The 22,465-nt window shown below is 59.1% G+C and carries 21 protein-coding genes and 1 tRNA gene; 10 read left to right on the top strand and 12 right to left on the bottom strand.

What is annotated here, in order from left to right:
* Positions 1 to 36: 36 nt before the first annotated feature.
* The 6 genes from ACW4YW_RS10770 to aceE form a co-directional block, all read right to left on the bottom strand.
* On the bottom strand, positions 37 to 519 hold the full coding sequence (locus tag ACW4YW_RS10770) for a cupin domain-containing protein (protein WP_457137529.1): 483 nt from the start codon (positions 517 to 519) through the stop codon (positions 37 to 39).
* Positions 520 to 716: 197 nt separating this feature from the next.
* Complete coding sequence (locus tag ACW4YW_RS10765; protein WP_457137528.1) at positions 717 to 1,850, bottom strand: DUF6607 family protein; 1,134 nt, start codon at positions 1,848 to 1,850, stop codon at positions 717 to 719.
* Positions 1,851 to 1,910: 60 nt separating this feature from the next.
* Complete coding sequence (locus ACW4YW_RS10760; RefSeq protein ID WP_457137527.1) at positions 1,911 to 2,570, bottom strand: cytochrome b/b6 domain-containing protein; 660 nt, start codon at positions 2,568 to 2,570, stop codon at positions 1,911 to 1,913.
* Between the two features lie 261 nt (positions 2,571 to 2,831).
* The gene (gene lpdA, locus ACW4YW_RS10755) at positions 2,832 to 4,610 is read right to left on the bottom strand and encodes a dihydrolipoyl dehydrogenase (protein WP_457137526.1); all 1,779 of its coding nucleotides are present in this window, start codon (positions 4,608 to 4,610) and stop codon (positions 2,832 to 2,834) included.
* Positions 4,611 to 4,626: 16 nt separating this feature from the next.
* Positions 4,627 to 5,970 carry a dihydrolipoyllysine-residue acetyltransferase gene (gene aceF / locus ACW4YW_RS10750; RefSeq protein ID WP_457137525.1) on the bottom strand — a complete coding sequence of 448 codons (1,344 nt, stop codon included), beginning with the start codon at positions 5,968 to 5,970 and terminating at the stop codon, positions 4,627 to 4,629.
* A 129-nt stretch (positions 5,971 to 6,099) separates the two neighbouring features.
* A complete protein-coding gene (gene aceE / locus ACW4YW_RS10745) occupies positions 6,100 to 8,754 on the bottom strand; it encodes a pyruvate dehydrogenase (acetyl-transferring), homodimeric type (protein WP_457137524.1) in 2,655 nt (884 codons plus the stop codon).
* Between the two features lie 198 nt (positions 8,755 to 8,952).
* Here aceE and ACW4YW_RS10740 point away from each other — a divergent pair, with 198 nt between their 5' ends.
* Together ACW4YW_RS10740 and arfB are read left to right on the top strand one after the other, a co-directional pair.
* Positions 8,953 to 10,407 carry a M17 family metallopeptidase gene (locus ACW4YW_RS10740; RefSeq protein WP_457137523.1) on the top strand — a complete coding sequence of 485 codons (1,455 nt, stop codon included), beginning with the start codon at positions 8,953 to 8,955 and terminating at the stop codon, positions 10,405 to 10,407.
* A 10-nt stretch (positions 10,408 to 10,417) separates the two neighbouring features.
* Entirely contained in the window at positions 10,418 to 10,825 is a 408-nt protein-coding gene (gene arfB, locus ACW4YW_RS10735) for an alternative ribosome rescue aminoacyl-tRNA hydrolase ArfB (RefSeq protein WP_457137522.1), read from the top strand.
* An 87-nt stretch (positions 10,826 to 10,912) separates the two neighbouring features.
* On the opposite strand, the gene ACW4YW_RS10730 is transcribed toward arfB, so the two are convergent.
* From ACW4YW_RS10730 to ACW4YW_RS10705, 6 genes are all read right to left on the bottom strand, one after another.
* Positions 10,913 to 11,953, bottom strand: a complete 1,041-nt coding sequence (locus ACW4YW_RS10730) for a M48 family metalloprotease (RefSeq protein WP_457137521.1) — start codon at positions 11,951 to 11,953, stop codon at positions 10,913 to 10,915.
* Between the two features lie 109 nt (positions 11,954 to 12,062).
* Positions 12,063 to 13,754 (bottom strand): potassium channel family protein, encoded by a 1,692-nt coding sequence (locus ACW4YW_RS10725; RefSeq protein WP_457137570.1) that lies wholly within the window; start codon positions 13,752 to 13,754, stop codon positions 12,063 to 12,065.
* 52 nt (positions 13,755 to 13,806) lie between these two features.
* Entirely contained in the window at positions 13,807 to 14,175 is a 369-nt protein-coding gene (locus ACW4YW_RS10720) for a DUF6394 family protein (protein ID WP_309566689.1), read from the bottom strand.
* Positions 14,176 to 14,245: 70 nt separating this feature from the next.
* Positions 14,246 to 15,730, bottom strand: a complete 1,485-nt coding sequence (locus ACW4YW_RS10715; RefSeq protein ID WP_457137520.1) for a CYTH and CHAD domain-containing protein — start codon at positions 15,728 to 15,730, stop codon at positions 14,246 to 14,248.
* A 15-nt stretch (positions 15,731 to 15,745) separates the two neighbouring features.
* Positions 15,746 to 16,378, bottom strand: a complete 633-nt coding sequence (locus tag ACW4YW_RS10710) for a nucleotide-binding protein (protein WP_407993958.1) — start codon at positions 16,376 to 16,378, stop codon at positions 15,746 to 15,748.
* Between the two features lie 46 nt (positions 16,379 to 16,424).
* A complete protein-coding gene (locus tag ACW4YW_RS10705; RefSeq protein WP_457137519.1) occupies positions 16,425 to 16,877 on the bottom strand; it encodes a SixA phosphatase family protein in 453 nt (150 codons plus the stop codon).
* 121 nt (positions 16,878 to 16,998) lie between these two features.
* Here ACW4YW_RS10705 and ACW4YW_RS10700 point away from each other — a divergent pair, with 121 nt between their 5' ends.
* The 8 genes from ACW4YW_RS10700 (at position 16,999) to ACW4YW_RS10665 (ending at position 22,464) form a co-directional block, all read left to right on the top strand.
* On the top strand, positions 16,999 to 17,895 hold the full coding sequence (locus tag ACW4YW_RS10700) for a hypothetical protein (protein ID WP_457137518.1): 897 nt from the start codon (positions 16,999 to 17,001) through the stop codon (positions 17,893 to 17,895).
* Positions 17,895 to 19,589 (top strand): single-stranded-DNA-specific exonuclease RecJ, encoded by a 1,695-nt coding sequence (gene recJ / locus ACW4YW_RS10695; protein ID WP_457137517.1) that lies wholly within the window; start codon positions 17,895 to 17,897, stop codon positions 19,587 to 19,589. Before ACW4YW_RS10700 ends, recJ begins: the two co-directional genes overlap by 1 nt.
* Positions 19,590 to 19,670: 81 nt before the next feature.
* Positions 19,671 to 20,423: a triose-phosphate isomerase gene (gene tpiA, locus ACW4YW_RS10690; RefSeq protein WP_457137516.1), complete on the top strand. Its 753-nt coding sequence runs from the start codon at positions 19,671 to 19,673 to the stop codon at positions 20,421 to 20,423.
* A gap of 33 nt (positions 20,424 to 20,456) precedes the next feature.
* Positions 20,457 to 20,792: a preprotein translocase subunit SecG gene (gene secG, locus ACW4YW_RS10685; protein WP_309566676.1), complete on the top strand. Its 336-nt coding sequence runs from the start codon at positions 20,457 to 20,459 to the stop codon at positions 20,790 to 20,792.
* Positions 20,793 to 20,819: 27 nt separating this feature from the next.
* Positions 20,820 to 20,904, top strand: a tRNA-Leu gene (locus ACW4YW_RS10680).
* A 143-nt stretch (positions 20,905 to 21,047) separates the two neighbouring features.
* Positions 21,048 to 21,311: a hypothetical protein gene (locus ACW4YW_RS10675; RefSeq protein WP_457137515.1), complete on the top strand. Its 264-nt coding sequence runs from the start codon at positions 21,048 to 21,050 to the stop codon at positions 21,309 to 21,311.
* Positions 21,312 to 21,617: 306 nt separating this feature from the next.
* Entirely contained in the window at positions 21,618 to 21,974 is a 357-nt protein-coding gene (locus tag ACW4YW_RS10670; protein ID WP_230346657.1) for an NADH-quinone oxidoreductase subunit A, read from the top strand.
* 13 nt (positions 21,975 to 21,987) lie between these two features.
* The gene (locus tag ACW4YW_RS10665; protein WP_011480281.1) at positions 21,988 to 22,464 is read left to right on the top strand and encodes a NuoB/complex I 20 kDa subunit family protein; all 477 of its coding nucleotides are present in this window, start codon (positions 21,988 to 21,990) and stop codon (positions 22,462 to 22,464) included.
* Position 22,465: the final 1 nt, after the last annotated feature.

Raw genomic sequence — 22,465 nt, 5'->3', positions numbered from 1 at the left:
CAGCGGCTGTCTAGAACGGCGCTGGTGGTCGTCCTGCTATTGCTTTTCTGCAGCGCGGGTGGAGGTGGCTGGGCCGATGCCTACAATCTGGAGAATCGTGTCCTCGTCCTTGGCGCCGTCGTAGTGGATTTCATTGGCGTAATGCGTCACGAAGCTTCCAGCCGGCACGGGTTTGAAGTGCGCAGGGTTGTAATCGGCGCCCGTGGCAACCCACCACGTTCCTGACAATACGGTAATGAACCTGTCATTGGGGAGCGAGTGGGGCTTGCTATGGTGATTGGCTTTCCATTTGTTGAGGACTACATACAAGCCTGGCTTGGACGGGTCCCCTACCAATACCGCCGTTTCCGAGCCGCTTGGGTTGGCCGTCCACTTGATTTCCTTGGGTAGCTTGATCGAAATGGCTTTGGGATCCAGCTCTTCACCCGCGCTGGCAATGCCTACGGCGGTCGTAAGCGCTGCCAGGCCGATCAGTCCGGCGATGCCAAATACGATCAAAGGCTTGAAAGGGTTATCCATTGATTGCTCTCCATGGTTGTGAAATAAGGAGACCAGCACTGCGAGCATGGCCTGTATGATTGGATAGCAATCGATATGCCAAGCGCCGTCCATATATAACCCACTGATGGATATTGGATTTTACCTGGGGCGCGAGATGCGGGAGTTGCCACGGCAACAGCTAGGGCATGCATGCTGTTGCAATGGCAAATCTTAAATCAAGGAGTTGTTGAATTGCCGCCTGCAAGATAGGCCTGCACTGCCTGGTGGACCTTTGCCCTGATTTCTGTCGTTGGAACCGGGTTTTTGGCTTCCGCGACCTCCTGCGCATACCGGTAGAGCGGGACGAACAAGTTATCCTTGTCCGGGGCGCCGCGCAGCCGCAGGAACTCGTTGTCAGCGATCAGCTTGTCCCACTCCTCGCGCACTGCGGTCCATACTGGCCTGGTGGCCTCCAGGTACTTGTCGCCGGCGTCCCAGTCATATTCCTGGATGCGTTCGTAACGGTTGAAACCGGATTCGCGGCCGACGACGGGGGCATTCGCCGCAATTTTCGCGGTCTGGTCCAGCTTGACCTTGAGGTTCTGCTGCTCATGCACCCAGCCGGTGGGCGTGATGATATGCCGATTGTTCCCGATTAATACGTCATAGTCGCTGCGCACGCTGTATTCGCGGCGCGGCAAGGGCCTCCAGCCGTCTTCGTCGCTCCAGCTGGAGTAGTTGCCCAGGTGCTGCCATTTTGCGATGCCGGAGTAACGGGGGCTGTCGTCGACCTGGTAAACGGTCTGCCTCCATTGGCCATGTTGCCGCCCAGGCGTCTTGATGCGCTGCCAGGTATTGTTGCCGCGAAACACCAGTTGCTCGGAGGGCTCGTATTGCCAGTCCTGCCGCCAGTGCTTAGTGACGAAAGGTCCTTCGGCCTTGCCGTGTTCGCCCACGAAGGACATGACCAGAAGATGCTGCAAGACAATGGAGTCACCCTTGTCCTCGACGACATATACCTTTTCCGTGCCCCAGCTGCGGTAGGGGCGGTTGGGTTTGTAAGCGGAAACGAAACCGGCCGTTTCTACGAAGTCGAACGTGGCGCGATAACCACCTGCCATGGCCAGGATGGCGCGGCGGTCGCGTTCAAAGTCGCTCAGGCCGGGCTCTTGCAAGGCTTTCCATTCCGGTGTCGGCTCGGTGACCAGCTTGACGGGAGCGCCCTGGGTCGTGCCGCCCCTGGGCGACAGGTCTGATTCATCCTGGAATTGCCATGAGAACGTATATTGGCGCCCGGCAGCCGGTTGCGCATCGGCATGGGCCAACGGGATGCACAGCAAAAGCAATATGGGGACAAGTCTGGCAGCCATGAACGATTCTCAGTTAGTTTAATGATGCCATTTTCCTGGGAAATGGCATCGTTGCCAACCCTATCCGGCCCAGTGGGTGGAAATGAACCAAGTAATTCCTACGCTCGCTGCCAGCAACACCAGGCCAAGGATCACATGGCCGCCTTGACTGGCATGCGCATCAGGGATGGATGCGGGCACTTGCTTGCGCCCGGTGATCATGGCGCTTACCAGGTTTTCGCGCTTGAACAGCCGGTAATAGATGATGGCGGCGACATGCAGTCCGATCAGGCCATAGAGCACGTATTGATTGACCGTGTGCAAGTAGGTCAGGTAGTCACTGGTGTCCTTGTCGACTAGCGAGTACAGCGGGCCCTCGGTGAAGATGTCGTCATTGGCGAACAAGCCAGTGATCACCTGCGCCAACAGCAGCGCCAGCATCGCAACGACCGACCATCCGCCGAGCGGGTTGTGGCCGATAGTCTTGTCTCCCTTGCCCTTGACGTAACCCAGGATGGCACGCGGGCCGCGGATGAAGTTGGAGAACTTGGCATAGGTGCCGCCGGCAAATCCCCACAATATGCGGAAAATCAGCAAAGCTAGCAGCGCCAGTCCTGAAAGGACATGCCATTCCAAGGCGTTGCCGCCTATCTTGACGGTAATGATCGCAGTGGCGAAAAGCGCGACTAGCGCCCAATGGAAAACGCGTAAGGGAATATCCCAGGTTTTGATGTACTTCATGCTGACTCCTAAGTTCTTCTCATGCAGTTGGCTGCACAATATCCCTGGAGTGACAGCAAGTACCGTACCCGCCCAAGGGTATTGTGAATACAAAGACTTAGCGGTGGATAGGCCGGGATGGCAAAGCAGTCTGCTCAAGATTCAGCAGGAAGTGTTTTGTTCCAGGCAGGTATTTTGCTGGATGTCCCAGCAAGATTGCCCTTGTCTTTTCATAGACGAAAAAAATCCCGCATTGCGCGGGATTCTGTTGTGGGATGTTGATTATCTTTTCTTGATATAAAGGTCGGTGATGGTGCCTTCCTTCATCTCGGCCGCGAAGCAGATGGTCTCGGACAAGGTCGGGTGGGCGTGGATGGTGAGGCCCAGGTCGTGGGCATCGGCGCCCATCTCGATCGCCAGCACGGCTTCCGCCAGCAATTCGCCGGCATTGGTACCGACAATGCCGGCACCGATCACGCGGTGGGTTTCCTTGTCGAAGATCAGCTTGGTGGCGCCTTCGGAGCGGGCAATGGATAACGCCCGGCCGCTTGCCGCCCATGGGAAGGAGGCTTTCTCGATCTCCAGGCCCTTGGCCTTGGCTTCGGTTTCGGTGACGCCGACCCAGGCCACTTCGGGATCGGTATAGGCAACGGAAGGAATCGCCATGGCCTGGAACTCGACCTTGTGCCCGGCAATGACTTCAGCCGCCACTTTGGCTTCATGCGTCGCCTTGTGCGCCAGCATGGGCTGGCCGACGATGTCGCCGATCGCGAAGATATGCGGCACGTTGGTGCGCATCTGCTTGTCGACGGCAATGAAGCCGCGATCGTCCACTGCAACGCCTGCGTTTTCGGCGCCGATGTTCTTGCCGTTCGGTCGGCGGCCGATGGAGACCAGCACGCGGTCGTAGACCTGGCTTTCCTTGGGTGCGTTTTCACCTTCGAAGCTGACGTGGATACCGTCTTTCTTTGCTTCGATCTTGGCTACCTTGGTGGAGAGCATGATGCTCTCAAAGCGTTTTTCCATGCGCTTCTGCAACGGGCGGATCAGGTCGCGGTCGGCACCCGGGATGAGGCCATCCATGAACTCGACTACGCTGACTTTGCTGCCGAGCGCGTCGTACACTGTGCCCATTTCCAGGCCGATGATGCCGCCACCGATCACCAGCAGGCGTTTTGGCACGTCTGCCAGCGCCAGTGCGCCGGTGGAATCCATGATGCGATCGTCTTCAGGCGCGCCTGGGAACTTGGTGGCCTGTGAGCCGGCGGCGATGATGGCGTTCTGGAAGCCGACAGTGGTGACCTTGCCATCGGCTGCGGTCACGGCGATCTGGTTGGGACTGGTGAATTGACCTACGCCCTGCACCACGGTTACACCGCGCTGTTTGGCCATCTGTGCGAGGCCGCCGGTGAGCTTGGCGACGACGTCATTGGCTTTCCAGTTGCGCAGTTCTTCCAGATTGATCTTGGGTTTGCCGAAGCTGACGCCGTGATGGCTGGTTTCCTCGGCCTCGGTGATGACCTTGGCAGTATGCAGCAACGCTTTGGACGGAATGCAGCCCACATTGAGGCAGACGCCGCCCAGTGTGGAGTAGCGCTCGATCAGCACGACCTGCTTGCCGAGGTCGGCTGCACGGAAGGCTGCCGTATAGCCGCCAGGGCCAGAACCGAGCACCACGACTTCGGTATTGATGTCGGAGTCGCCGGTGGCGGTTGCCGGAACAGGCGCCGGTGCGGCAGGCGCTGCCGCGGGCGCAGGTTGGAATGGTTCCTGGGCTGCTGGTGTCGGGCTGGCAGCAGCAGCGCCAGCCTGTTCCGCACCGGCTTCTTCCACCAGCAGGATCAGCGCGCCCTTGGCGACCTTGTCGCCCACCTTGACCTTGACTTCCTTCACCACGCCGGCGTGGGAAGAGGGAATGTCCATGGAGGCCTTGTCGGACTCCAGGGTGATCAGCGCATCTTCCTTGGCGATGGTGTCGCCGGCCTTGACCAGTACTTCAATGACGTCCACGCTATCGAAGTTGCCGATATCGGGAACCAATACTTCAGTAATCTTGCTCATGTTGATCCCTCAATCCTTACAGCAACAAACGGCGCACATCGGACAACACCATGCGCAAATGGCTGGTGAAACGGGCGCCATCGGCACCATCGATCACGCGGTGGTCATAAGATAGGGACAAAGGCAGGACCAGGCGTGGCTCGAACTCCTTGTTCTTGCTGTTGAATACCGGCTGGATGCTGGAGCGCGATACACCCAGGATCGCCACTTCGGGGCAGTTGATGATGGGGGTGAATGCCGTGCCGCCGATGCCGCCCAGGCTGGAAATCGTGAAGCAGCCGCCCTGCATTTCCTCGACCTTGAGCTTGCGCTCGCGTGCCTTGGCGGAAAGCTCGCCCAGCTCGGCCGCGATTTCGAGCACGTCTTTGCGGTTGACGTCGCGGATCACCGGCACAACCAGTCCGTCCGGCGTGTCGCAGGCGAAGCCGACGTTGTAATACTGCTTGAGGATCAAGTTTTCGCCGTCGGCGGACAGCGAGGCATTGAAGTTAGGGTAGGCGCGCAACGCGTTGACCGAGGCCTTGATCAGGAAGGCCAGCATGGTGAGCTTGACGCCGCGTTTTTCCGCTTCGGATTGCATGGACTTGCGGAAATCCTCGAGGTCGGTGATGTCGGCCTCGTCGAATTGCGTGACGTGCGGCGCGGTGACCCAGTTGCGGTGCAGGTTGGCGCCCGAGAGCTTCTTGATGCGCGATAGCGGTTTGGTTTCGGTCTCGCCATATTGCGAGAAGTCGATGACGGGGGCCGAAATGACGGCAAGGCCGCCGGCTCCGGTGGCGATACCGCCGCCGCGAGGCTTGCTCAGCTCGCCCTTGACGTAGGCCTGAACGTCGGATTGCGTAATGCGGTTCTTGGGGCCGCTGGCGGTGACCAATGCCAGGTTGACGCCCAGCTCGCGTGCGAACTTGCGCACCGATGGGCTGGCATGCGCAAGCTTGCCAGCAGCGGTTTCAACGCTGGCCGCAACCGGGTTGGGCGTGGTTTGCGGCTGTATGGTCTGGGGAGGCTCGGGCGCAGGGCGGGTGGCCTCGGGTACGGGCGCAGGGGTTGCCGGCGCAGCTGCGGCAGGTGCTGGCTTGGCTTCCTCTTGCGGGGAGGCAGCGGGGACGCTTGCGCTTTCTTCCTCCGCTTCCAGCGTGAGGATGAGGGCGCCTTGGGCCACCTTGTCGCCTACCTTGATTTTTACTTCCTTCACGGTGCCGGCGAATGGCGCGGGAATGTCCATCGAGGCCTTGTCGGACTCCAGGGTGATCAGCGAGTCGTCCTTGGCAATGCTGTCGCCGGCTTTGACCAGGACTTCGATGACATCCACGCTGTCAAAGTTGCCGATGTCGGGAACGAGTACGTCTTTAATTGCCATGCTTGATGTTCCTTAAAATGTATCTTTTTAAGATATGCATTTACGCAAAACGCCCGCATGCGGTAAGCCGGGGCGTATGATTGCTGCGAACGGCCGCCAGGGGTGCCTGGCGGCCTGTTTGCCATGGGCTTACACCGTTGCCGGGTTTGGCCTGTTGGCGTCGAGCTTGTATTTCTTGATTGCTTCCGCGGCCTTGGCGGCAGGCAGTTTGCCTTCGTCCGCCAATGCCTTCAACGCTGCAAGCACGACATGGTAGCGGTCGACCTCGAAGAAGCTGCGCAACGCCTCGCGCGAGTCGGAACGGCCGTAGCCGTCGGTGCCCAGTGCAACATAGCGCTGCGGGATGAAGTTGCGGATCTGGTCGGCAAACGCCTTCATGTAGTCGGTAGAGGCGATCACCGGGCCTTCGGCTTTCTTCAATTGCTTGGCGACGTAGCTCTCCTTCTGCGGCTTTTCCGGGTTGAGCAGGTTCCAGCGCTCGACGTCCAGACCTTCGCGGCGCAGCTCGGTGAAGCTGGTGACGCTCCAGATGTCGGCGGATACGCCCCAGTCCTTTTCCAGCAGCTCGGCCGCGGCAATCACTTCGCGCAGGATCACGCCGCTGCCCAGCAATTGCACCTTGGGGCCTTTGGCCTTGGACTTGCTGAACTGGTAGATGCCCTTGAGGATGCCTTCCTCTGCGCCCTTCGGCAGCTCGGGGTGGGTATAGTTCTCGTTCATCAGGGTGATGTAGTAATACACATCTTCCTGGTTCTGTACCATGCGGCGCATGCCTTCCTGGATGATGACCGCGAGTTCGTAGGCGAAGGTCGGGTCATAGGAAACGCAGTTTGGGATGGTGGCCGACATCAGGTGGCTATGGCCGTCCTCGTGTTGCAGGCCTTCGCCGTTCAGCGTGGTGCGGCCGGCGGTCGCGCCCAGCAGGAAGCCGCGCGCGCGGCTGTCACCTGCCGCCCATGCCAGGTCGCCGATGCGCTGGAAGCCGAACATGGAGTAGAAGATGTAGAATGGGATCATCTGCACGCCGGTGACGCTGTACGAAGTCGCGGCAGCCAGCCAGGATGAGAATGAGCCGGCCTCGTTGATGCCTTCCTCGAGGATCTGGCCGTCCTTGGATTCCTTGTAGAACATCACCTGGTCGGCATCCTGCGGCTCGTAAAGCTGGCCGACGGAGGAATAGATGCCGAGCTGGCGGAACATGCCTTCCATGCCGAAGGTACGGGCTTCGTCAGGCACGATAGGCACGACGTACTTGCCGATCTGCTTGTCGCGCACCAGTGTGGAAAGAATGCGCACGAAGGCCATGGTGGTGGAGATTTCTCGCTCGCCGGTGGAGCCCAGCATGTTCTCGAAAGCGGACAGGGCCGGCACGGTCAGCTCGTTGCCCTTGCGGCGGCGTGCAGGAATGAAGCCGCCCATGGCTTCGCGGCGCGCCTGCAGGTATTGCATTTCCGGGCTGTCGTCGGCGGGACGGTAGAAGGAAAGTTTCTCCACCTGTTCGTCGGTCAGCGGCAGGTTGAAGCGGTCGCGGAATTTCTTCAGCGTTTCGATGCTCATGCTCTTCTGCTGGTGGGTGGTGTTCTGGCCTTCGCCCTCGTCGCCCATGCCGTAGCCCTTGACGGTCTTGGCAAGCACGACGGTAGGCTGGCCCTTGTGGTTCACTGCGGCCTGGTAGGCCGCGTACACTTTGTGCGGGTCATGGCCGCCACGGTTGAGGCGCCAGATGTCCTCGTCGGACATCGCCGCGACCATTTCCTTGAGTTCGGGATATTTGCCGAAGAAGTGTTCGCGCGTATAGGCGCCGCCCTTGGCCTTGAAGTTCTGGTATTCGCCGTCCACGCATTCTTCCATGCGCTTCTTGAGCAGACCGTCCTTGTCCATAGCGAGCAATGGGTCCCAATAGGAGCCCCACAATACCTTCACCACGTTCCAGCCGGAGCCGCGGAACGCGGCTTCGAATTCCTGGATCACCTTGCCGTTGCCGCGCACCGGGCCGTCCAGGCGCTGCAGGTTACAGTTGATGACGAAGATCAGGTTGTCGAGTTTCTCACGTGCTGCGAGTGAAATTGCGCCCAGGGATTCCGGCTCGTCCATTTCGCCGTCGCCGCAGAACACCCATACCTTGCGGTCGGCCGTATCGGCAATGCCGCGGTTGTGCAGGTACTTGAGGAAACGCGCCTGGTAGATGCCGGCGATCGGACCCAGGCCCATCGAGACGGTAGGGAACTGCCAGAAGTCGGGCATCAGCCAGGGATGCGGGTATGAGGACAGGCCGTTGCCGTTGGACTCCATACGGAAATTGGACAGCTGCTCTTCCGTAATCCGGCCTTCGAGGAAGGCACGCGCGTATACGCCGGGAGAGGAGTGGCCCTGGAAATAGATCAGGTCGCCGCCGAAGCTTTCGTTGGCAGCGCGGAAGAAATGGTTGAAGCCGGTGTCATACAAGGTGGCGGCAGACTGGAAACTGGCAATGTGGCCGCCCACGCCCGGGGATTTCTCGTTGGCGCGCAGCACGGTCATGATGGCGTTCCAGCGGATCAGCGCACGGATCTTGCGCTCCATGGCGGTGTCGCCGGGGTGCTTGGGCTGCAGGTGCGCCGGAATGGTGTTTACGTATGCAGTGGTTGCGTTGTACGGTAAATATGCACCTGAGCGGCGGGCTTTATCGATCAGCGTTTCCAGCAGGAAATGCGCTCGCTCGGTTCCCTCGTTCTCAAGTACCGATGAGATGGCTTCAAGCCATTCCTGGGTCTCTTGAGGGTCGATATCGGGGGTCAATGCCATGTAAGGTTCTCCGGGAAACTTTTAAGATACGCTTGGGTATAATCAGCCTGATGCAGCATCAAGCTTCAAATATTTGTTATGGCTTGAGGCCGTTGTGAAGACGCTATATTGGCTTTTTTGACTGTTTAGGTCAAGTTTTGTCGCTTGCCGCAGCGCATGAAAGTACGGGCCTAACCCGCTAAAAACAAGAGAAAACTTATGACTGTGCAACTCAAGCAACTCCCGCATCCCGCAGACGAGAAATCACTGGCAACGGCAAACCATATACTGTTTGTTCTGCCCAGGAGAAAGCCTGCCTCGCTACCGTTCGCCTCTGTGCTGGAAGCCAGGTTGCGCCGTGCCCGCAGCAAATATACCGACCTGGTGAAAAGCCATGTATCGGCGGACCTCCCGAACGGGGGCGTTGCAAGCTGGGTGGTGATGGATGAGCGGCAGAATGCTTTCCAGCGTCATACCTTGCTTCGCAAGGCTGCCAAGATATTGCTGGATGACCAGCCGCAATCGGTGACCATTGCGGTGTTTGGCGATGAAGCGTTGCGGGCGTTCGCCGCGCGCGAAGCGTTTTACGTGGTGAGCGTGAACGCGGTGGAGCTGCCTGCGCGCAAATCCAGGCACAAAGCGCATCCGCTCAAGCATATCGTGGTCCAGGGATGGAAGCAGGCCGACGGCTATGCCGGAATCAATGCGCTGGTGGCCGGCAATGCATTGGCGAGAAGCCTGACCCTGACGCCGCCTAATGAATTGACGCCGACCGCATACCGGGAAAAGATCGCGGAACTGGCCAGGCAATATGGCTGGAAACGCCAAGAGTACGACCTCAAGAAACTACGCAAGCTCGGTGCGGGAGCCTTTGTCGCGGTGGCGCAAGGCTCGCCAGAAGAGGATGCCGCGATCGTGCACTTATCTTACCAGCCCAAGGGTGCGCGTCAGCATGTGGCTGTGGTCGGCAAGGGTATCTGCTTCGATACCGGCGGACACAACCTCAAGCCGGCCAAATACATGCACGGCATGCATGAGGACATGAACGGCTCTGCGGTGGCGCTGGGCATCTTGCTCGCCGCGACCGAGGCTCAGCTGCCGGTCAAGATAGACTGCTGGCTGGCATTGGCGCAGAACCATATCGGGCCGCGCGCCTACAAGCAGAATGATGTGGTGACTGCCCTCAACGGCACGACCATAGAAATTGTCCATACCGATGCGGAGGGGCGAATGGTGCTGGCCGATACGCTGACCCTGGCCTCGCGCGCCAAGCCAGGATTCATGCTCGACTTCGCCACATTGACCGGCAGCATGCAGGTGGCATTGGGAGACCGTTATAGCGGCGTGATCGGCAATGACCATGACTGGCTGGACAAGGCGGTACAAGCCGGACTCACTGTCGGTGAGCGAGTATGCAGTCTGCCGTTCGACGAGGATTACGAGGAGGAGCTGGAAAGCGGCATTGCCGACATCAAGCAATGCGCGCTGGAGGGCGGCGCCGACCACGTGCTGGCCGCACGCTTTCTAGCCAGGTTCATCGAGCACGATATCCCCTGGGTGCACACGGATTTGTCTTCATACCACCGCAAGGGCGGGCTTGGCGCCGTGGGCAGCGACGTGAACGGCTTCGGCGTCAGCCTCGGCTTGCAGTTGATACGCCAGGTGCTGGATTAACGGATTTGTTATGGATTTGCCTGAACTGTACCTGGAGCCCGATGAAATCACGCTGACTGCCGTACGGGCGCAGGGAGCGGGCGGCCAGAACGTGAACAAAGTGTCGAGCGCCATCCACCTGCGCTACGACGTCAAGGCCTCCTCTTTGCCCGACCTGGTCAAGGCCAGGCTGTTGCGCTTGCGCGACCACAGGATCACCAAGGATGGCGTGATCATCATCAAGGCCCAGCTGCATCGCAGCCAGGAGTTGAATCGTGCCGACGCGCTCGCCAGATTGCATGAGCTGGTCAATAGCGTGGCCAGGACGCCCGCGCCGCGCATCGCCACCAAGCCGACCAAGGGCTCGAAACTGCGCCGGCTGGAAGGCAAGCGCCACCATGCCGAGCGCAAGGCGTTGCGGCGCAATGTCATTCAATAAAATGGCGGCAAACTTAACGCAGGTATACTGGCTATCCGCTGCGATGCAGGCAGGAAGACAGAGCCAAGCATGTTTCATCCGCCTCGCTTACTTCAGGTTGGGTACCAGCGCTTGTCCCAGTAGCTGTTTTTCATCGATTTCCTTGACCGCCTGGTCCAGCGCCAGGTAACGGTTGGCGGTATTGGGGTGCGACGCGCCATGTGAGATCGCCTTCGGGTGCTCCGCGCCCATGCGCCGCCAGAAGTTGGGCGCGCTCCTGATATCGTAGCCTGCGCGAGCGGTGGCATAGATGCCGACATAGTCGGCTTCCGTCTCGAAGTCCTGGCTGAATGCCCCGGCGCCGAGGTTGCCTCCCAGGTTGGTGACATCGACGCCGGTCACCGCAGTCACGACCGCCCCTAGAATGACGCCCAGCAATTGGTTGTTGGATTTCTTGCCCATGTGATCCATCTGGTTGTGCGCAAGCTCATGCCCAATCACGGTGGCCAGTTCATCGTCGTTTTCGGTAAAGCGCAGCATGCCGCTGGTGATGTAAATCCCTTTACCATCGGCATAAGCGTTGACATCGTCCGCGGTGACCACCGTCACGGGATAGTTGCATACCACGTCCATGGGAATATGGAGGGTCTGGGCCTCGCCGGCACGCAGGATGTCGACGGCGATTTCCCGGCCTGGTGTGTGGGGCGCCGCAATCAATGCCTTGAGGTCAGCCTGCTTGCTGCTGACGGTTTGGTTGTTGATGCGGACGATCACATCGCCTTTTTGCAACCCGGCGTTTTCGGCGGGGCTGCCGGCAAAGATTTCCACTACTTTGTAGTCGTCGGTCAAGTTCCAGTGTTTGACCGCCGCGCGCTGCACGTCGCCTTGAAACTGCGACTGGTAATATGCGAGGAAGCCAAGGTGGGGAGCAGTGTTGCTACCGCAGTGCGGGGCGGAGGTTCGCAATATCGGCAAGGCGACGCGCATGGCGTGCAGGTGCCGCTTCGCCTGGTTCTGGAAGGCCAGCTCATGCTGGATGGCTTTTTCAGATTCGCTGACCTGCTGGTCGATAGCGGTTTGCTTGGTGACGGGAGTGGAGCAGGCGAGAAGCAGCGAGCTGATTGCCAAAGCGCTGAGATTGCGGATCATACGTCCCCCTTGAATCGTGCCAATGGTTCGCCGGATACCTATGCTGGTATCTCAGGGCCGGGACAACATATCCCATGAAGAAATGTTGAACAGGCTATCGCCAGCAGTGTTACTGCTGTGCTTGTTTGCGCAACTTGCGCAAGCGGGTGAGCTTGCGCGTCACCCAGCGCCAGAGCCAGCCGTCGGCAATTTCGCGGCCATTGATGATCCACGTGAGGGTCTTGTGGTTGCTCAGGGTGATCGGTTGCACGCTCTTGGCCATGGCGCTGCCGCAGAATAGCAAGCGGTCGCCAACGTGCAACTGCTCGGTGACTTCCGGCAGCAAGGTGTATTGGCCGCTGCGTACCAGCATGAGGGGGACCAGGTCTAGTTTCTGCGTGCGGTTGCCGGGGTCGCGCGTCAATGCATTGAGCGTCACGGGCAGTCCCCAGGCAATCAGGTTGGCGACAGCGGGGCTGTGTTCCGCATCCACGGTCACGCCCCAGGCATCCGGTACGTTCTCGCCCACCACGCCCACTAGGCGGCTGATCAGTTGGTTGGCCCAGCTGTTATCCTGCGTGCGCACCAGCTGCAGGAAATGCGTCATCATCGGGGTGATCATGCGGGCCAGGCATTCATGCGCAATGATGTCGCTGGGATCCATCGAGATATCGGCATTGAAGTGCTCGAACAGGGGCTCGTTGAAGCGGCGGTTCTTGCGCACGACGACGAACAGGTTGGGGTTCATCTTTTGCGCGGTCATCACGATCGACAGGTTGTTGATGTCATTGTTGGTGCCGGCGATGATGCCCACGGCATCGTCTATCCCTGCCGCTTTCAGCGTCGAAGCTTCGGTGCCGCTGCCGACGATGCAGTTTTCGCAGTGCGTGAGCTCGGGGTCGGCCTCGATGACGATGGTCGTGATTTGCTCGCGCTCCAGGTTTTCCACCACCGCCTTGCCGAAACGCCCGTAGCCGCACACGATCCATTTGCCAATGGGGGGTACCTTGGGCAGGGTCAGGATATCGCCCGGCACGCCGGTGAGCCATTGGTGCAGCAGGTAAGTCCCGATCGCGTGAACCTCCATACCGAGCTGGTCGCCAAACAAGGTGTAGGGGTTGAGGATATGATCGGTGCCGAACGAGGCCATGTTGGCGGCGACCTCGTCGTCTTCCGCCCGCGCCAGCACCATGAGGTCGGGGTTGAGCAGCTTGGCCGCCACCGCCACCGCCAGGTTGACATGGTCGTTGTCGGTGAGCGCGGCGATGCCCTTGCACATGGGATGGCGCACTCCCGCGCGCAGCAAGGTGTCAGGCATCTTGGCATCGGCGCAGAGCACCGGGATGTCGAACTGGTAGTCTTCGAGCTCCAGGTCGTTGACGCGGTCCTGGTTCACTTCGGTGACCACGACGCGTATGCCTTTGTGGTCCAGCGCCTTCACCAGCAGGCTGCCGGTTTCACCATAGCCCGAGACGATGAAGAAGGGCTCGTGCAGGTGATCCACGGCCCGGGCGAAGCTGTTGGTGGTGAGCGCTTGCTTGAGTGCGGGGTCCTGGAACAGTGAAATGATCTTACCTATGGCGTAAAACCAGGGGATGACCGTGAAATAGATGGAGAAGGTCATCCATAGCCGCTGCGCATCGCTGTAGGGGAAAGGGACTTCGCCGAAGCCAATGGTGGTGGCCGTATAGCTGATGACATAAAAAGCCTCGAACAGGCTCATATGCCAGGGGTTGCCGTGATTATCGACGCCAGGCATCAATGTCAGCCCGACAATCGCGATGGTGTAGCTGACAATCACGGTGATCAGCGGCGCGCGCATGCGCCGCAGGATCAGGAAGAAAATATTGTTCACAAGCGGTTCCGCTCAGGATTTACCGGCGTAGCGTAATCGTTTCCGCAAGCAGCAGGATGACCGAGGTGATATTGGCGAGCAGGGCTCCGCCACTGAGCGAGACGACGCGCGCGGCCGTGCCGGATTCTTCGGCGCTGGCGACTACCCAGACGATGGCTGCCGCGATCAATTGCAGGTCAGCGACCAGGCTGGTGGACAGGTGGATGGCGCCGATCTGCGAACGGTCGCCGAACTTGAGCACTGTGGCGATCAGGTTCACCACGATCGCGGTATACAGCTCATAGATATGGTGTTCGATGGGGTTGCCGCTGCCCCCGACGAAGAAACCGAAGTTAAGGGTCATCGCCAGTACGATGAAGAAGCCGAAAATGACTTTTTCCAGATTCATTGTGATCCCTGTATGTGTGGAGTTGAGAGAATGGAGGCGAGTTTAGTGGATTTTGCCCGACATGGCACCTTTACCAGGCGGCAGGGGCTTGTTGAAACGCCTTCCATAGCGCCGGCAGGTCGGCAATCTGGCGCTTTTCCCGTTTGCGCGCGGCCTGCTGCCAGGCGAGCCAGGCCGGTTGCAGGCCAGGGTTGCGCTTGCTCATGCGCTCCAGGGTGCGGTTGGTGACGGCAAGGTCGTTGAGCGCCCCGAGGCTGGCTTGGATTCCGCTCAATGCATCCAGCAGTTTGGCCGTTTGTTTTTCCGCTTTCTTGCCCGGATAAAGCGGGCTGAATAATTCGACCGCGTAACGCAGGCGGCGCGCCAGGATGCGCAGCTTGTGCCTTTTCTCCACGGACAGCTTGCTGAGTCGCTTGCCTTGCTTGAGCAGTTTCTTATGCGTGTTGCGCAAATGCGATGCGGCGGTCTTGGATACGGCGTGACGGATTGCGGGCAATCCCATGGCAAACAGGTGGCCCAGCGTGAGCAGCAGGCTTTGATAGCGTGATTGCCTCAGTCCGTTGCGTAACGCGCCGTATGCCTGGCTTCTTGCGCGGGCAACGTGGGCTTGGGCCTGCTGCAGCTCATCTGCGGGCAGCTTCAGGCCCGGTAGGGTTTCATGCAGCAGTACATCGAGGTCGCGCGCCTTGGCGAGCAAATCATTGAGCCAGTCGATTTCATCGCCGAGCACATCGTCCTGGCTGCCAAAGGCTTTCAAGGCCACCTTCAGGCGGCGCAGCGCCACCCGCATCTGGTGCACGCCTTCCGGATCGTCGCCCTGTATTGCGATCGCCTGGTTGCTTTGCAACTGGCGCAGGCATTCCCAGCCCGCCTTCTCGAAGGCTTCTCCCGGGCTGTCCTTGGGCGTCAGGCCTGCAGGCTTGGCTTTGGAGGCCTGCTGCGGGAAATCACGGTAATAGGCATAGCCGCGCTGGGCTTTGCTGACGTTTTCTATGGTGAGCGGGATGTCGGATTGCAGCTCGAGCGCGAGCGCAAACAGGTGCGCGACCTTGCCGCTCTTCAGCTCCAGTTCGATCTCGATGAGCGGCTGACGGTGGTCCTTTGCGATCAAGAGACCGTCATCCAGCGACAGCTCGATGTGGCTGCCTTGGTAATCCAGCTGCCATTCGGTACGGCGCATATCGGTGGTGAAGATGGGAAGCAACGCCTGCCGGAGGACGGGATCGTCAAAAATAGGGGTAAGGCTGGGATCAGTGATCTTGGTGTAATCAGGCTCCCCTTTGGAGATGATGTCTTCCCACTCCAGGCGCTGGTGCAGCCCCGCAAGGGAATGGCCTGCCGCCTTGACCGCCTGGAACCAGCCGCCGGCCATGCGCCGTACCCGCAGGCTCACGCGCTGGTCGAGCAGCTGCAAGTCGGGCGTGTCGTAGTAGGTGCTCACCAGGCGGCGCGTGACGGCTCTTTCTGCCAGGTGCTTGCGGATGGCGGCATGCCGGCGCAGGCGGGGAATGTCCTCCTTGGCAATGCGCAGCTTGAGCTCGATCTCGTTGGGCATATTCCCTCCTGGTGTTTATTTTTGCTTGTTAGCGTTGACCAACCAGTGCAGCAGCGGAGCCCATTGCTGCAAATCGCGGCTGACCTGGGACGGGCGGATGTCGAACAGGCTGGCGCCTTGCTCCGCCGCGAGGGCGTACACCTGGGCATTGCGCAGGTTGCCGACGGAAGGGAAGCCCGATTTTGCGAGGAAATCCTGCAAGGCCAAGGCGGCGCGCGTGCGGTTGTCCACGCGCATGCCGACCATCGCGACGAAAGTGCGGCCTTTGCGCACGGATTTCTCCTCCTGCAGCACTTGCAGGAAATCCCGCGTCGCTCCCATGTCGAAAGCAGACGGCTGCATGGGGACGAGGATGAAATCGGCATCCTTGACGGCCTGGCTTAGCTTTTCGCCGCGCAACCCGGCCGGGGAGTCGACAATGGTCCAATCGGCGCTGAGGCTGTTGGTGTATTTGCCGCGGCCATCCTGGCCATGGATCAATGGCAGCTTGTACGGCCTACGCTCCAGCCATTGCAGTGCGGAGCGCTGCCGGTCCATGTCTGAAAGCACCACGTGCCGTCCTCGGCTGGCGAAATACCCGGCCAGGTTGGTCGCCAGCGTCGTCTTGCCGCTTCCTCCCTTGGGGTTGGCAATCAGCACGGTACTCACTTGTTCTCCCCAGAGCGATGGGTGGTTGGGATGGATGGGATGCTCATCAAATCAGCTCTGGCGTGACCATGGCGCGCAGTATGGTTTGCTCTTCCTCGCCGCGGCGGCGGTTGGCGATCCACCAAACAGCCCCTTTCTTGATGCTCCAATACTGCATGCGGCGCGTCATGGCATAGGCTGCAGCCATGCCCAGCGTCGGCTGGTGGCCGATGATGAGCACGCTGTCTTTACCCAGCGGCCAGCCTGCCGCATCAAGCAATACCTGGGGCGATGAACCCGGGGCAAGCTCGTCCAAAGTGGTAAACTCCAGCCCGAGGGCGTTGGCTGTCTGTTGCGTGCGTCTGGCAGGGCTCACAAGAATGCGGGTATCGGCTGGCATGTGCTGTTTCAGCCAGGCTGCCATTTTTGCCGCCTGTTGCTCCCCTTTCGGGGTAAGCTCGCGGGCAAGATCGGGAGAGCCTTCTTCGGCTTCAGCGTGACGCCATAAAATAATATCCATAAACCTTGTTGCTAAGCGGAGAATGTCCTTCTATCTTAGCGCTCAACCTGCTTCATGACAAAGTGACATCTGTGTGAAATTGCAAATCTTTCTTGCTGATACTGCTGAAAGCCGGGCTGCCATGGCGGCCGATGATGCCTTGCTGCGGCTGCTGGCGCGAGGCCGGGTGCAGTGGCTAGCGACAGGCTGGGAAGCCTATCTGTGCCAACAGTTCGGCATTGCAAAGCAGCAGGACTGGCCGCTCGCCGCATTGGCACGCCTGGGAAATCGATTGTCCGTAGACGGGGCGTACTGGATGCTGGCAAGCCCGGTGCATCTCATGTTGCAGCGGGACTCTTTCTCGCTTGCCCAGCCGGCGCCGCTGGCGCTGGGCGCCGAGGAAAGCGAGGCATTGCGGACCAGTCTCAACCGGCATTTTGCCGGGGAGGGATTCGAGTTCCTGCCGGGAGCACAAGGGCATTGGCACCTCAAGCTGCAATCGGCGCCGGCACTGTCGACCACCTCGATCAGCGTTGCCGCCGGGCGCGACGTGACACCCTGGCTGCCACAAGGGGATGATGCGCAGCACTGGCGGCAACTGCTCAATGAAATGCAGATGCTGTTGTTCAGCCATGAAGCCAATCAGGCGAGGGAAGCGCGCGGCGAGCTTGCCGCCAATAGCGTCTGGCTGCATGGGGGCGGCGTGTCGCCAGGCCAGGCCAAGGCAGTGCCGTGCAAGGTGTATAGCGGCGACGCCAGCGTGAGAGGCATGGCAGAGCGCGCAAGCCTGGAGCATGCTGCCGAGACCAATCTGCAGGCAGTGTTGCAGGAATCCTGCGCACAAGCCGTCGTGCAGTCTTCATATGCCGGGCTGGGGGCGGGCTGGGGTGGGCTGTTATGGCAGGCATTGAAAGCGCGGCGCATACAGCAGCTGGAGATATATTTCCCGTGGTTCGATCGCATGCTGCAGTTGCAGCTTAAGCCGGTTGATGTATATAAATTCTGGCGCAAGCCAACAGCATTGGAAACGTATTTTTGATGGTGCAGATCATACAGAGAAATATTGAGCAGGATGCCTATGAGGCATTGGTCGGGGCGGGCGTGCGCCCCACCATGGCGCGATTGTTTGCCGCGCGTGGCGTACGGGATATCGGCCAGATGGAGGCAAGTCTGGCCCGCCTGATTGCGCCGGAACGACTGACGGGCAACCCCGAAATGGCGACTCTGCTGGCAGATGCGATTGCGGCAGGCAAGCGCATCATGGTGGTGGGCGACTACGATGCCGACGGCGCAACCGCCACGGCGGTGGCCGTCAAGGGGTTGCGCAGCATGGGCGCTGCCGTGGATTTCCTCGTGCCGAACCGCTTCGAGTACGGTTACGGCTTGACGCCGGAAATCGTGGCATTGGCCGCCGGCCATCAGCCTGACCTGATCCTGACTGTGGATAACGGCATCGCCAGTGTCGACGGGGTCGATGCGGCCCATGCGCTTGGCATTCCTGTGCTCGTGACGGACCACCATTTGCCCGGGGATGAGACGCCTCGTGCGGCGTGCATCGTCAACCCGAATCAACACGGATGCGATTTTCCCAGCAAGAACCTGGCGGGCGTCGGCGTGATGTTTTACGTCCTGCTCGGACTGCGCGCAGAGTTGCGCCGGCGGGGGACGTTCGATGCAGGTTCCGAACCCAACCTGACCGAGCTGCTGGACCTGGTGGCGCTGGGCACCGTGGCCGACCTGGTGCGGCTGGACGACAACAACCGCATCCTGGTCGAGCAGGGCCTGCGTCGCATCCGTGCAGGCAAATGCAGCCCCGGCGTGCTGGCCTTGTTCGAGGTGGCGGGGCGCGACTATGCCAAGGCCGGTCCACAGGACCTGGGTTTCAGTATCGGCCCGCGCCTGAACGCGGCGGGGCGTCTTGACGACATGACGCTGGGCATCGCCTGCCTGTTGGCGCCGGATATGGCATCGGCCCGGCAGATGGCGCAGCAACTGCATGAGCTGAATCAGGAACGGCGCAATATCGAGGCCGATATGCAGGATGACGCCCTGGCGGTGCTGGACGAGATCGATGCTGCCGGACGCTATAGTCTGAGCCTGTTCCGTGACGGCTGGCACCAGGGCGTGATCGGCATCCTGGCCTCCCGCATCAAGGAGCGTTTTCATCGCCCCGTGATTGCATTCGCATCCGCGGGCGACGGCGTCATCAAGGGTTCCGGGCGCTCGATTGCCGGCCTGCACCTGCGCGATGCGCTCGACCTGCTTTCCAAACGCGAACCAGGGCTGCTGCTGAAGTTCGGCGGGCATGCCATGGCGGCGGGCTTGAGCATACGCGAACAGGATTTTCCGCGGTTCGATGCAGCGTTTGAGCAAGTGGTTGCTAGCCTGTTGACCCAACAGCAGCTTGAGGCCGTGATCGAGGTCGACGGCTCATTGTCCGTAGAGGATGCCGGGCTGGACATGGCGTATGCGTTGGAGCGCCAGGTATGGGGGCAGGGATTCCCTCCGCCGTTATTCCTGGACGAGTTCCGCGTCGTCAACCAGCGCATTGTCGGGGAACGGCATCTCAAGCTGAGCCTGGAAAAATCAGGCCAGGTGTTTGACGCCATCTTCTTCAGGCAGGAGCATTTCCTGCCTGAGCGGGTGCATGCGGTGTACCAAATGCAAGTGAACGAGTTTCGCGGTGCGCAGTCCGTACAGCTATGCCTGCAGCATTGGCAGGAGCCAGTCTAGCCGGGGCCGCGTGCGTTGACCGGCCCAATGGCTGCACTGTAATATCGACCAACAATATCAAGTAAACTTTTCGGGTTTTTTATGCGTCGCAAGCTGGTTGTCGGCAACTGGAAAATGAATGGCAACCTTGCTCAGAACAAAAGGTTGCTGGAAGCGCTCGTACGTCGCTTGCAGGGTGTGGACCACGCGGATATCGCTGTCTGCGTCCCTTATCCCTACCTGTTCCAGGCCCAGGAAATGCTCAGCAACACCAATATCGCCTGGGGCGCGCAGAATGTGGCCAAGCACGAGAATGGCGCCTATACCGGCGAAGTCAGCGCCGCCATGCTCAAGGAGTTTGGCGCCAGCTACGTCATCGTCGGGCACTCGGAGCGTAGCGACGCCTACTGCGAAAGCGATGCCAACATTGCCGACAAGTTCGCCATCGCCAAGCATTACGGCATCACCCCTATCTTTTGCGTCGGCGAAACCCTGCAGGAGCGCGAGTCGGGGGTCATGGAATATGCGATCGCCAACCAGCTGGACGCCATCCTATCCGTCTCGGGCGGCGCCTTGCTCGACCAGGCCGTGATTGCCTACGAGCCGGTCTGGGCCATCGGCACCAACAAGACGGCCACGCCGGAACAGGCGCGCGCTGCGCATTCCTTCATTCGCGAGCGTGTTGCCGCCATGCATCCCGGGGCGGCGGAAAGCGTAAGAATCATCTATGGGGGTAGCGTAAATCCGAGAAATGCGGCACAATTGCTGTCTATGCCGGATATAGACGGCGGATTGATCGGCAGGTGTTCTTTGGATGCCGATGATTTTGAAAGAATTTGTCGCGCTGCTTGCTGAGTTTACACTCAGGCAGGGGATTTAAAAGAGAAAATGGAAACAATCGTAACCGTCATTCATGTGATTGCAGCGCTGGGCGTAGTCGGCTTGGTATTGTTGCAGCATGGCAAGGGTGCCGACATGGGCGCTGCGTTTGGTAGCGGCGCTTCGGGCAGCCTGTTTGGTGTCAGCGGCTCATCCAACTTCATGAGCCGTGCAACCGCCATCTGCGTTGCGATCTTTTTCGTGACCAGCATGAGCCTTGCATACTTGGCCAGCCACCGTTCTGAACAAGGCAGCGTGGTACAGAAGTCCGTGGTAAAATCCGCTCCTGTTTCTGACGTGCCCAAGCCTGCTGAACCTACATCGGCAAAGGACGTACCTCAGTAATTAAAAGTTTTCGGGCGTGAGCCCATTGCCGTCGTGGTGGAATTGGTAGACACGCTATCTTGAGGGGGTAGTGGCGAAAGCCGTGTGAGTTCGAGTCTCACCGTCGGCACCAAATAAATCGAGAAATCGATCGTAAAACCCGCATTAACCTAAGTGTTGTGCGGGTTTTTTTATTGGCTTTAATTGCTGTTAAGAAGGCCATGCGAGGTGAGCGTTGTCTGCTTTGTGGCTGGAGCTAGTTCTTGTTTCATTTAATTGAAATATGACGGCAATACCATATTCATCAATGCGATTGCACGCATTGAATCTTCCAAACTCATGCAGGCCCATCCGGGCCTGTTTTTTCTTGATGTCTTCCGATCTGTCCTTCTTCCCGCCTTCCCTCTTGAGGCGGTGTTGCAACAGAAAGTGTTGTTGCCGCTGAATCACCTTTTCTTGATGCCTGATGATCTCTTGAAGTGTTCGATGCTTTGCGGGCTGACGTCTGGAAATCTTGTCGTTTTCGTCTTGTATGAATAAATTGAAATCCCTGTGAACTATTGAGGTTTTTGCGGGTATAACCTGTATCTTGTGGGGTTATTTTTGTAACAAAAAGTTAATTTGATTGCATTTTAACCCTGGTTTTATAAGGTTATTTGCAGCTAAACATCATATGAAACAATTGCTAATGGTAAAATCAGCCCCTGTGGCGGCATTCCGGGCTGTTTAGTTGTAATTTTCATGTTACAATTCATTAACAAATGCGGGGTATGATGAATGCATCGTTACCGCTGTCAAGTTGAATGAACTTGATTTCCTCAAGGCTGATTTGTATAGGGTTAGAACGTGCTGGAGAACTACTTCCCGATATTGCTGTTCATCATTGTGGGTCTTGGTGTCGGTGTCGCTCCTATTGTGCTTGGCAAGCTGGTTTCTCCCAATCGTCCTGATGCTGAAAAGAATTCTCCCTATGAATGCGGTTTTGAAGCGTTCGAAGATGCGCGCATGAAATTCGACGTGCGCTATTACCTGGTTGCCATCCTGTTCATCCTGTTCGACCTTGAAATCGCCTTTCTTTTCCCCTGGGCCGTCGTCTTGCAGGAAATCGGCCTGTTCGGCTTTCTGGCGATGATGGTCTTCCTTGGGATACTGGTCGTGGGTTTCGTCTATGAATGGATGAAGGGGGCGCTGGAATGGGAGTAAGAGGTAATCTGGCATGAGCATTGAAGGCGTACTCGAAAAAGGCTTTGTGACCACCACGCTGGATACGGTGATCAACTATACCCGTACCGGCTCCCTGTGGCCGATGACGTTCGGGCTGGCTTGCTGCGCGGTGGAAATGATGCATGCCGGCGCGGCACGCTACGACCTGGACCGTTTCGGCATTGTATTCCGTCCCAGTCCCCGCCAGTCCGATGTCATGATTGTGGCAGGTACGCTGGTCAACAAGATGGCGCCGGCATTGCGCAAGGTCTATGACCAGATGGCCGAGCCGCGCTGGGTGATCTCGATGGGTTCATGCGCCAATGGCGGCGGTTATTATCACTACTCTTATGCCGTCGTGCGCGGGTGCGACCGTATCGTGCCCGTGGACGTCTATGTCCCAGGCTGCCCGCCGACTGCCGAGGCCTTGCTCTACGGCATCATCCAATTGCAGAACAAGATTAAGCGTACCAATACGATAGCCCGCTGAG

Source organism: Methylobacillus pratensis, assembly GCF_054072455.1.
Note: the sequence above shows the minus strand (reverse complement) of the source record. Positions and strands in the feature narration are given on the sequence as shown.

Bases quoted from the DNA above. Each gene is read 5' to 3' on its own strand.
- ACW4YW_RS10700 (WP_457137518.1), top strand. From the start codon at position 16,999: ATGGCGGCCGATGATGCCTTGCTGCGGCTGCTGGCGCGAGGCCGGGTG.
- aceF (WP_457137525.1), bottom strand. From the start codon at position 5,970: ATGGCAATTAAAGACGTACTCGTTCCCGACATCGGCAACTTTGACAGC.
- secG (WP_309566676.1), top strand. From the start codon at position 20,457: ATGGAAACAATCGTAACCGTCATTCATGTGATTGCAGCGCTGGGCGTA.
- ACW4YW_RS10705 (WP_457137519.1), bottom strand. From the start codon at position 16,877: ATGGATATTATTTTATGGCGTCACGCTGAAGCCGAAGAAGGCTCTCCC.
- lpdA (WP_457137526.1), bottom strand. From the start codon at position 4,610: ATGAGCAAGATTACTGAAGTATTGGTTCCCGATATCGGCAACTTCGAT.
- ACW4YW_RS10765 (WP_457137528.1), bottom strand. From the start codon at position 1,850: ATGGCTGCCAGACTTGTCCCCATATTGCTTTTGCTGTGCATCCCGTTG.
- ACW4YW_RS10770 (WP_457137529.1), bottom strand. From the start codon at position 519: ATGGATAACCCTTTCAAGCCTTTGATCGTATTTGGCATCGCCGGACTG.
- ACW4YW_RS10760 (WP_457137527.1), bottom strand. From the start codon at position 2,570: ATGAAGTACATCAAAACCTGGGATATTCCCTTACGCGTTTTCCATTGG.
- ACW4YW_RS10740 (WP_457137523.1), top strand. From the start codon at position 8,953: ATGACTGTGCAACTCAAGCAACTCCCGCATCCCGCAGACGAGAAATCA.
- ACW4YW_RS10715 (WP_457137520.1), bottom strand. From the start codon at position 15,730: ATGCCCAACGAGATCGAGCTCAAGCTGCGCATTGCCAAGGAGGACATT.
- ACW4YW_RS10720 (WP_309566689.1), bottom strand. From the start codon at position 14,175: ATGAATCTGGAAAAAGTCATTTTCGGCTTCTTCATCGTACTGGCGATG.
- recJ (WP_457137517.1), top strand. From the start codon at position 17,895: ATGGTGCAGATCATACAGAGAAATATTGAGCAGGATGCCTATGAGGCA.
- tpiA (WP_457137516.1), top strand. From the start codon at position 19,671: ATGCGTCGCAAGCTGGTTGTCGGCAACTGGAAAATGAATGGCAACCTT.
- arfB (WP_457137522.1), top strand. From the start codon at position 10,418: ATGGATTTGCCTGAACTGTACCTGGAGCCCGATGAAATCACGCTGACT.
- ACW4YW_RS10665 (WP_011480281.1), top strand. From the start codon at position 21,988: ATGAGCATTGAAGGCGTACTCGAAAAAGGCTTTGTGACCACCACGCTG.
- aceE (WP_457137524.1), bottom strand. From the start codon at position 8,754: ATGGCATTGACCCCCGATATCGACCCTCAAGAGACCCAGGAATGGCTT.
- ACW4YW_RS10725 (WP_457137570.1), bottom strand. From the start codon at position 13,754: ATGCGCGCGCCGCTGATCACCGTGATTGTCAGCTACACCATCGCGATT.
- ACW4YW_RS10730 (WP_457137521.1), bottom strand. From the start codon at position 11,953: ATGATCCGCAATCTCAGCGCTTTGGCAATCAGCTCGCTGCTTCTCGCC.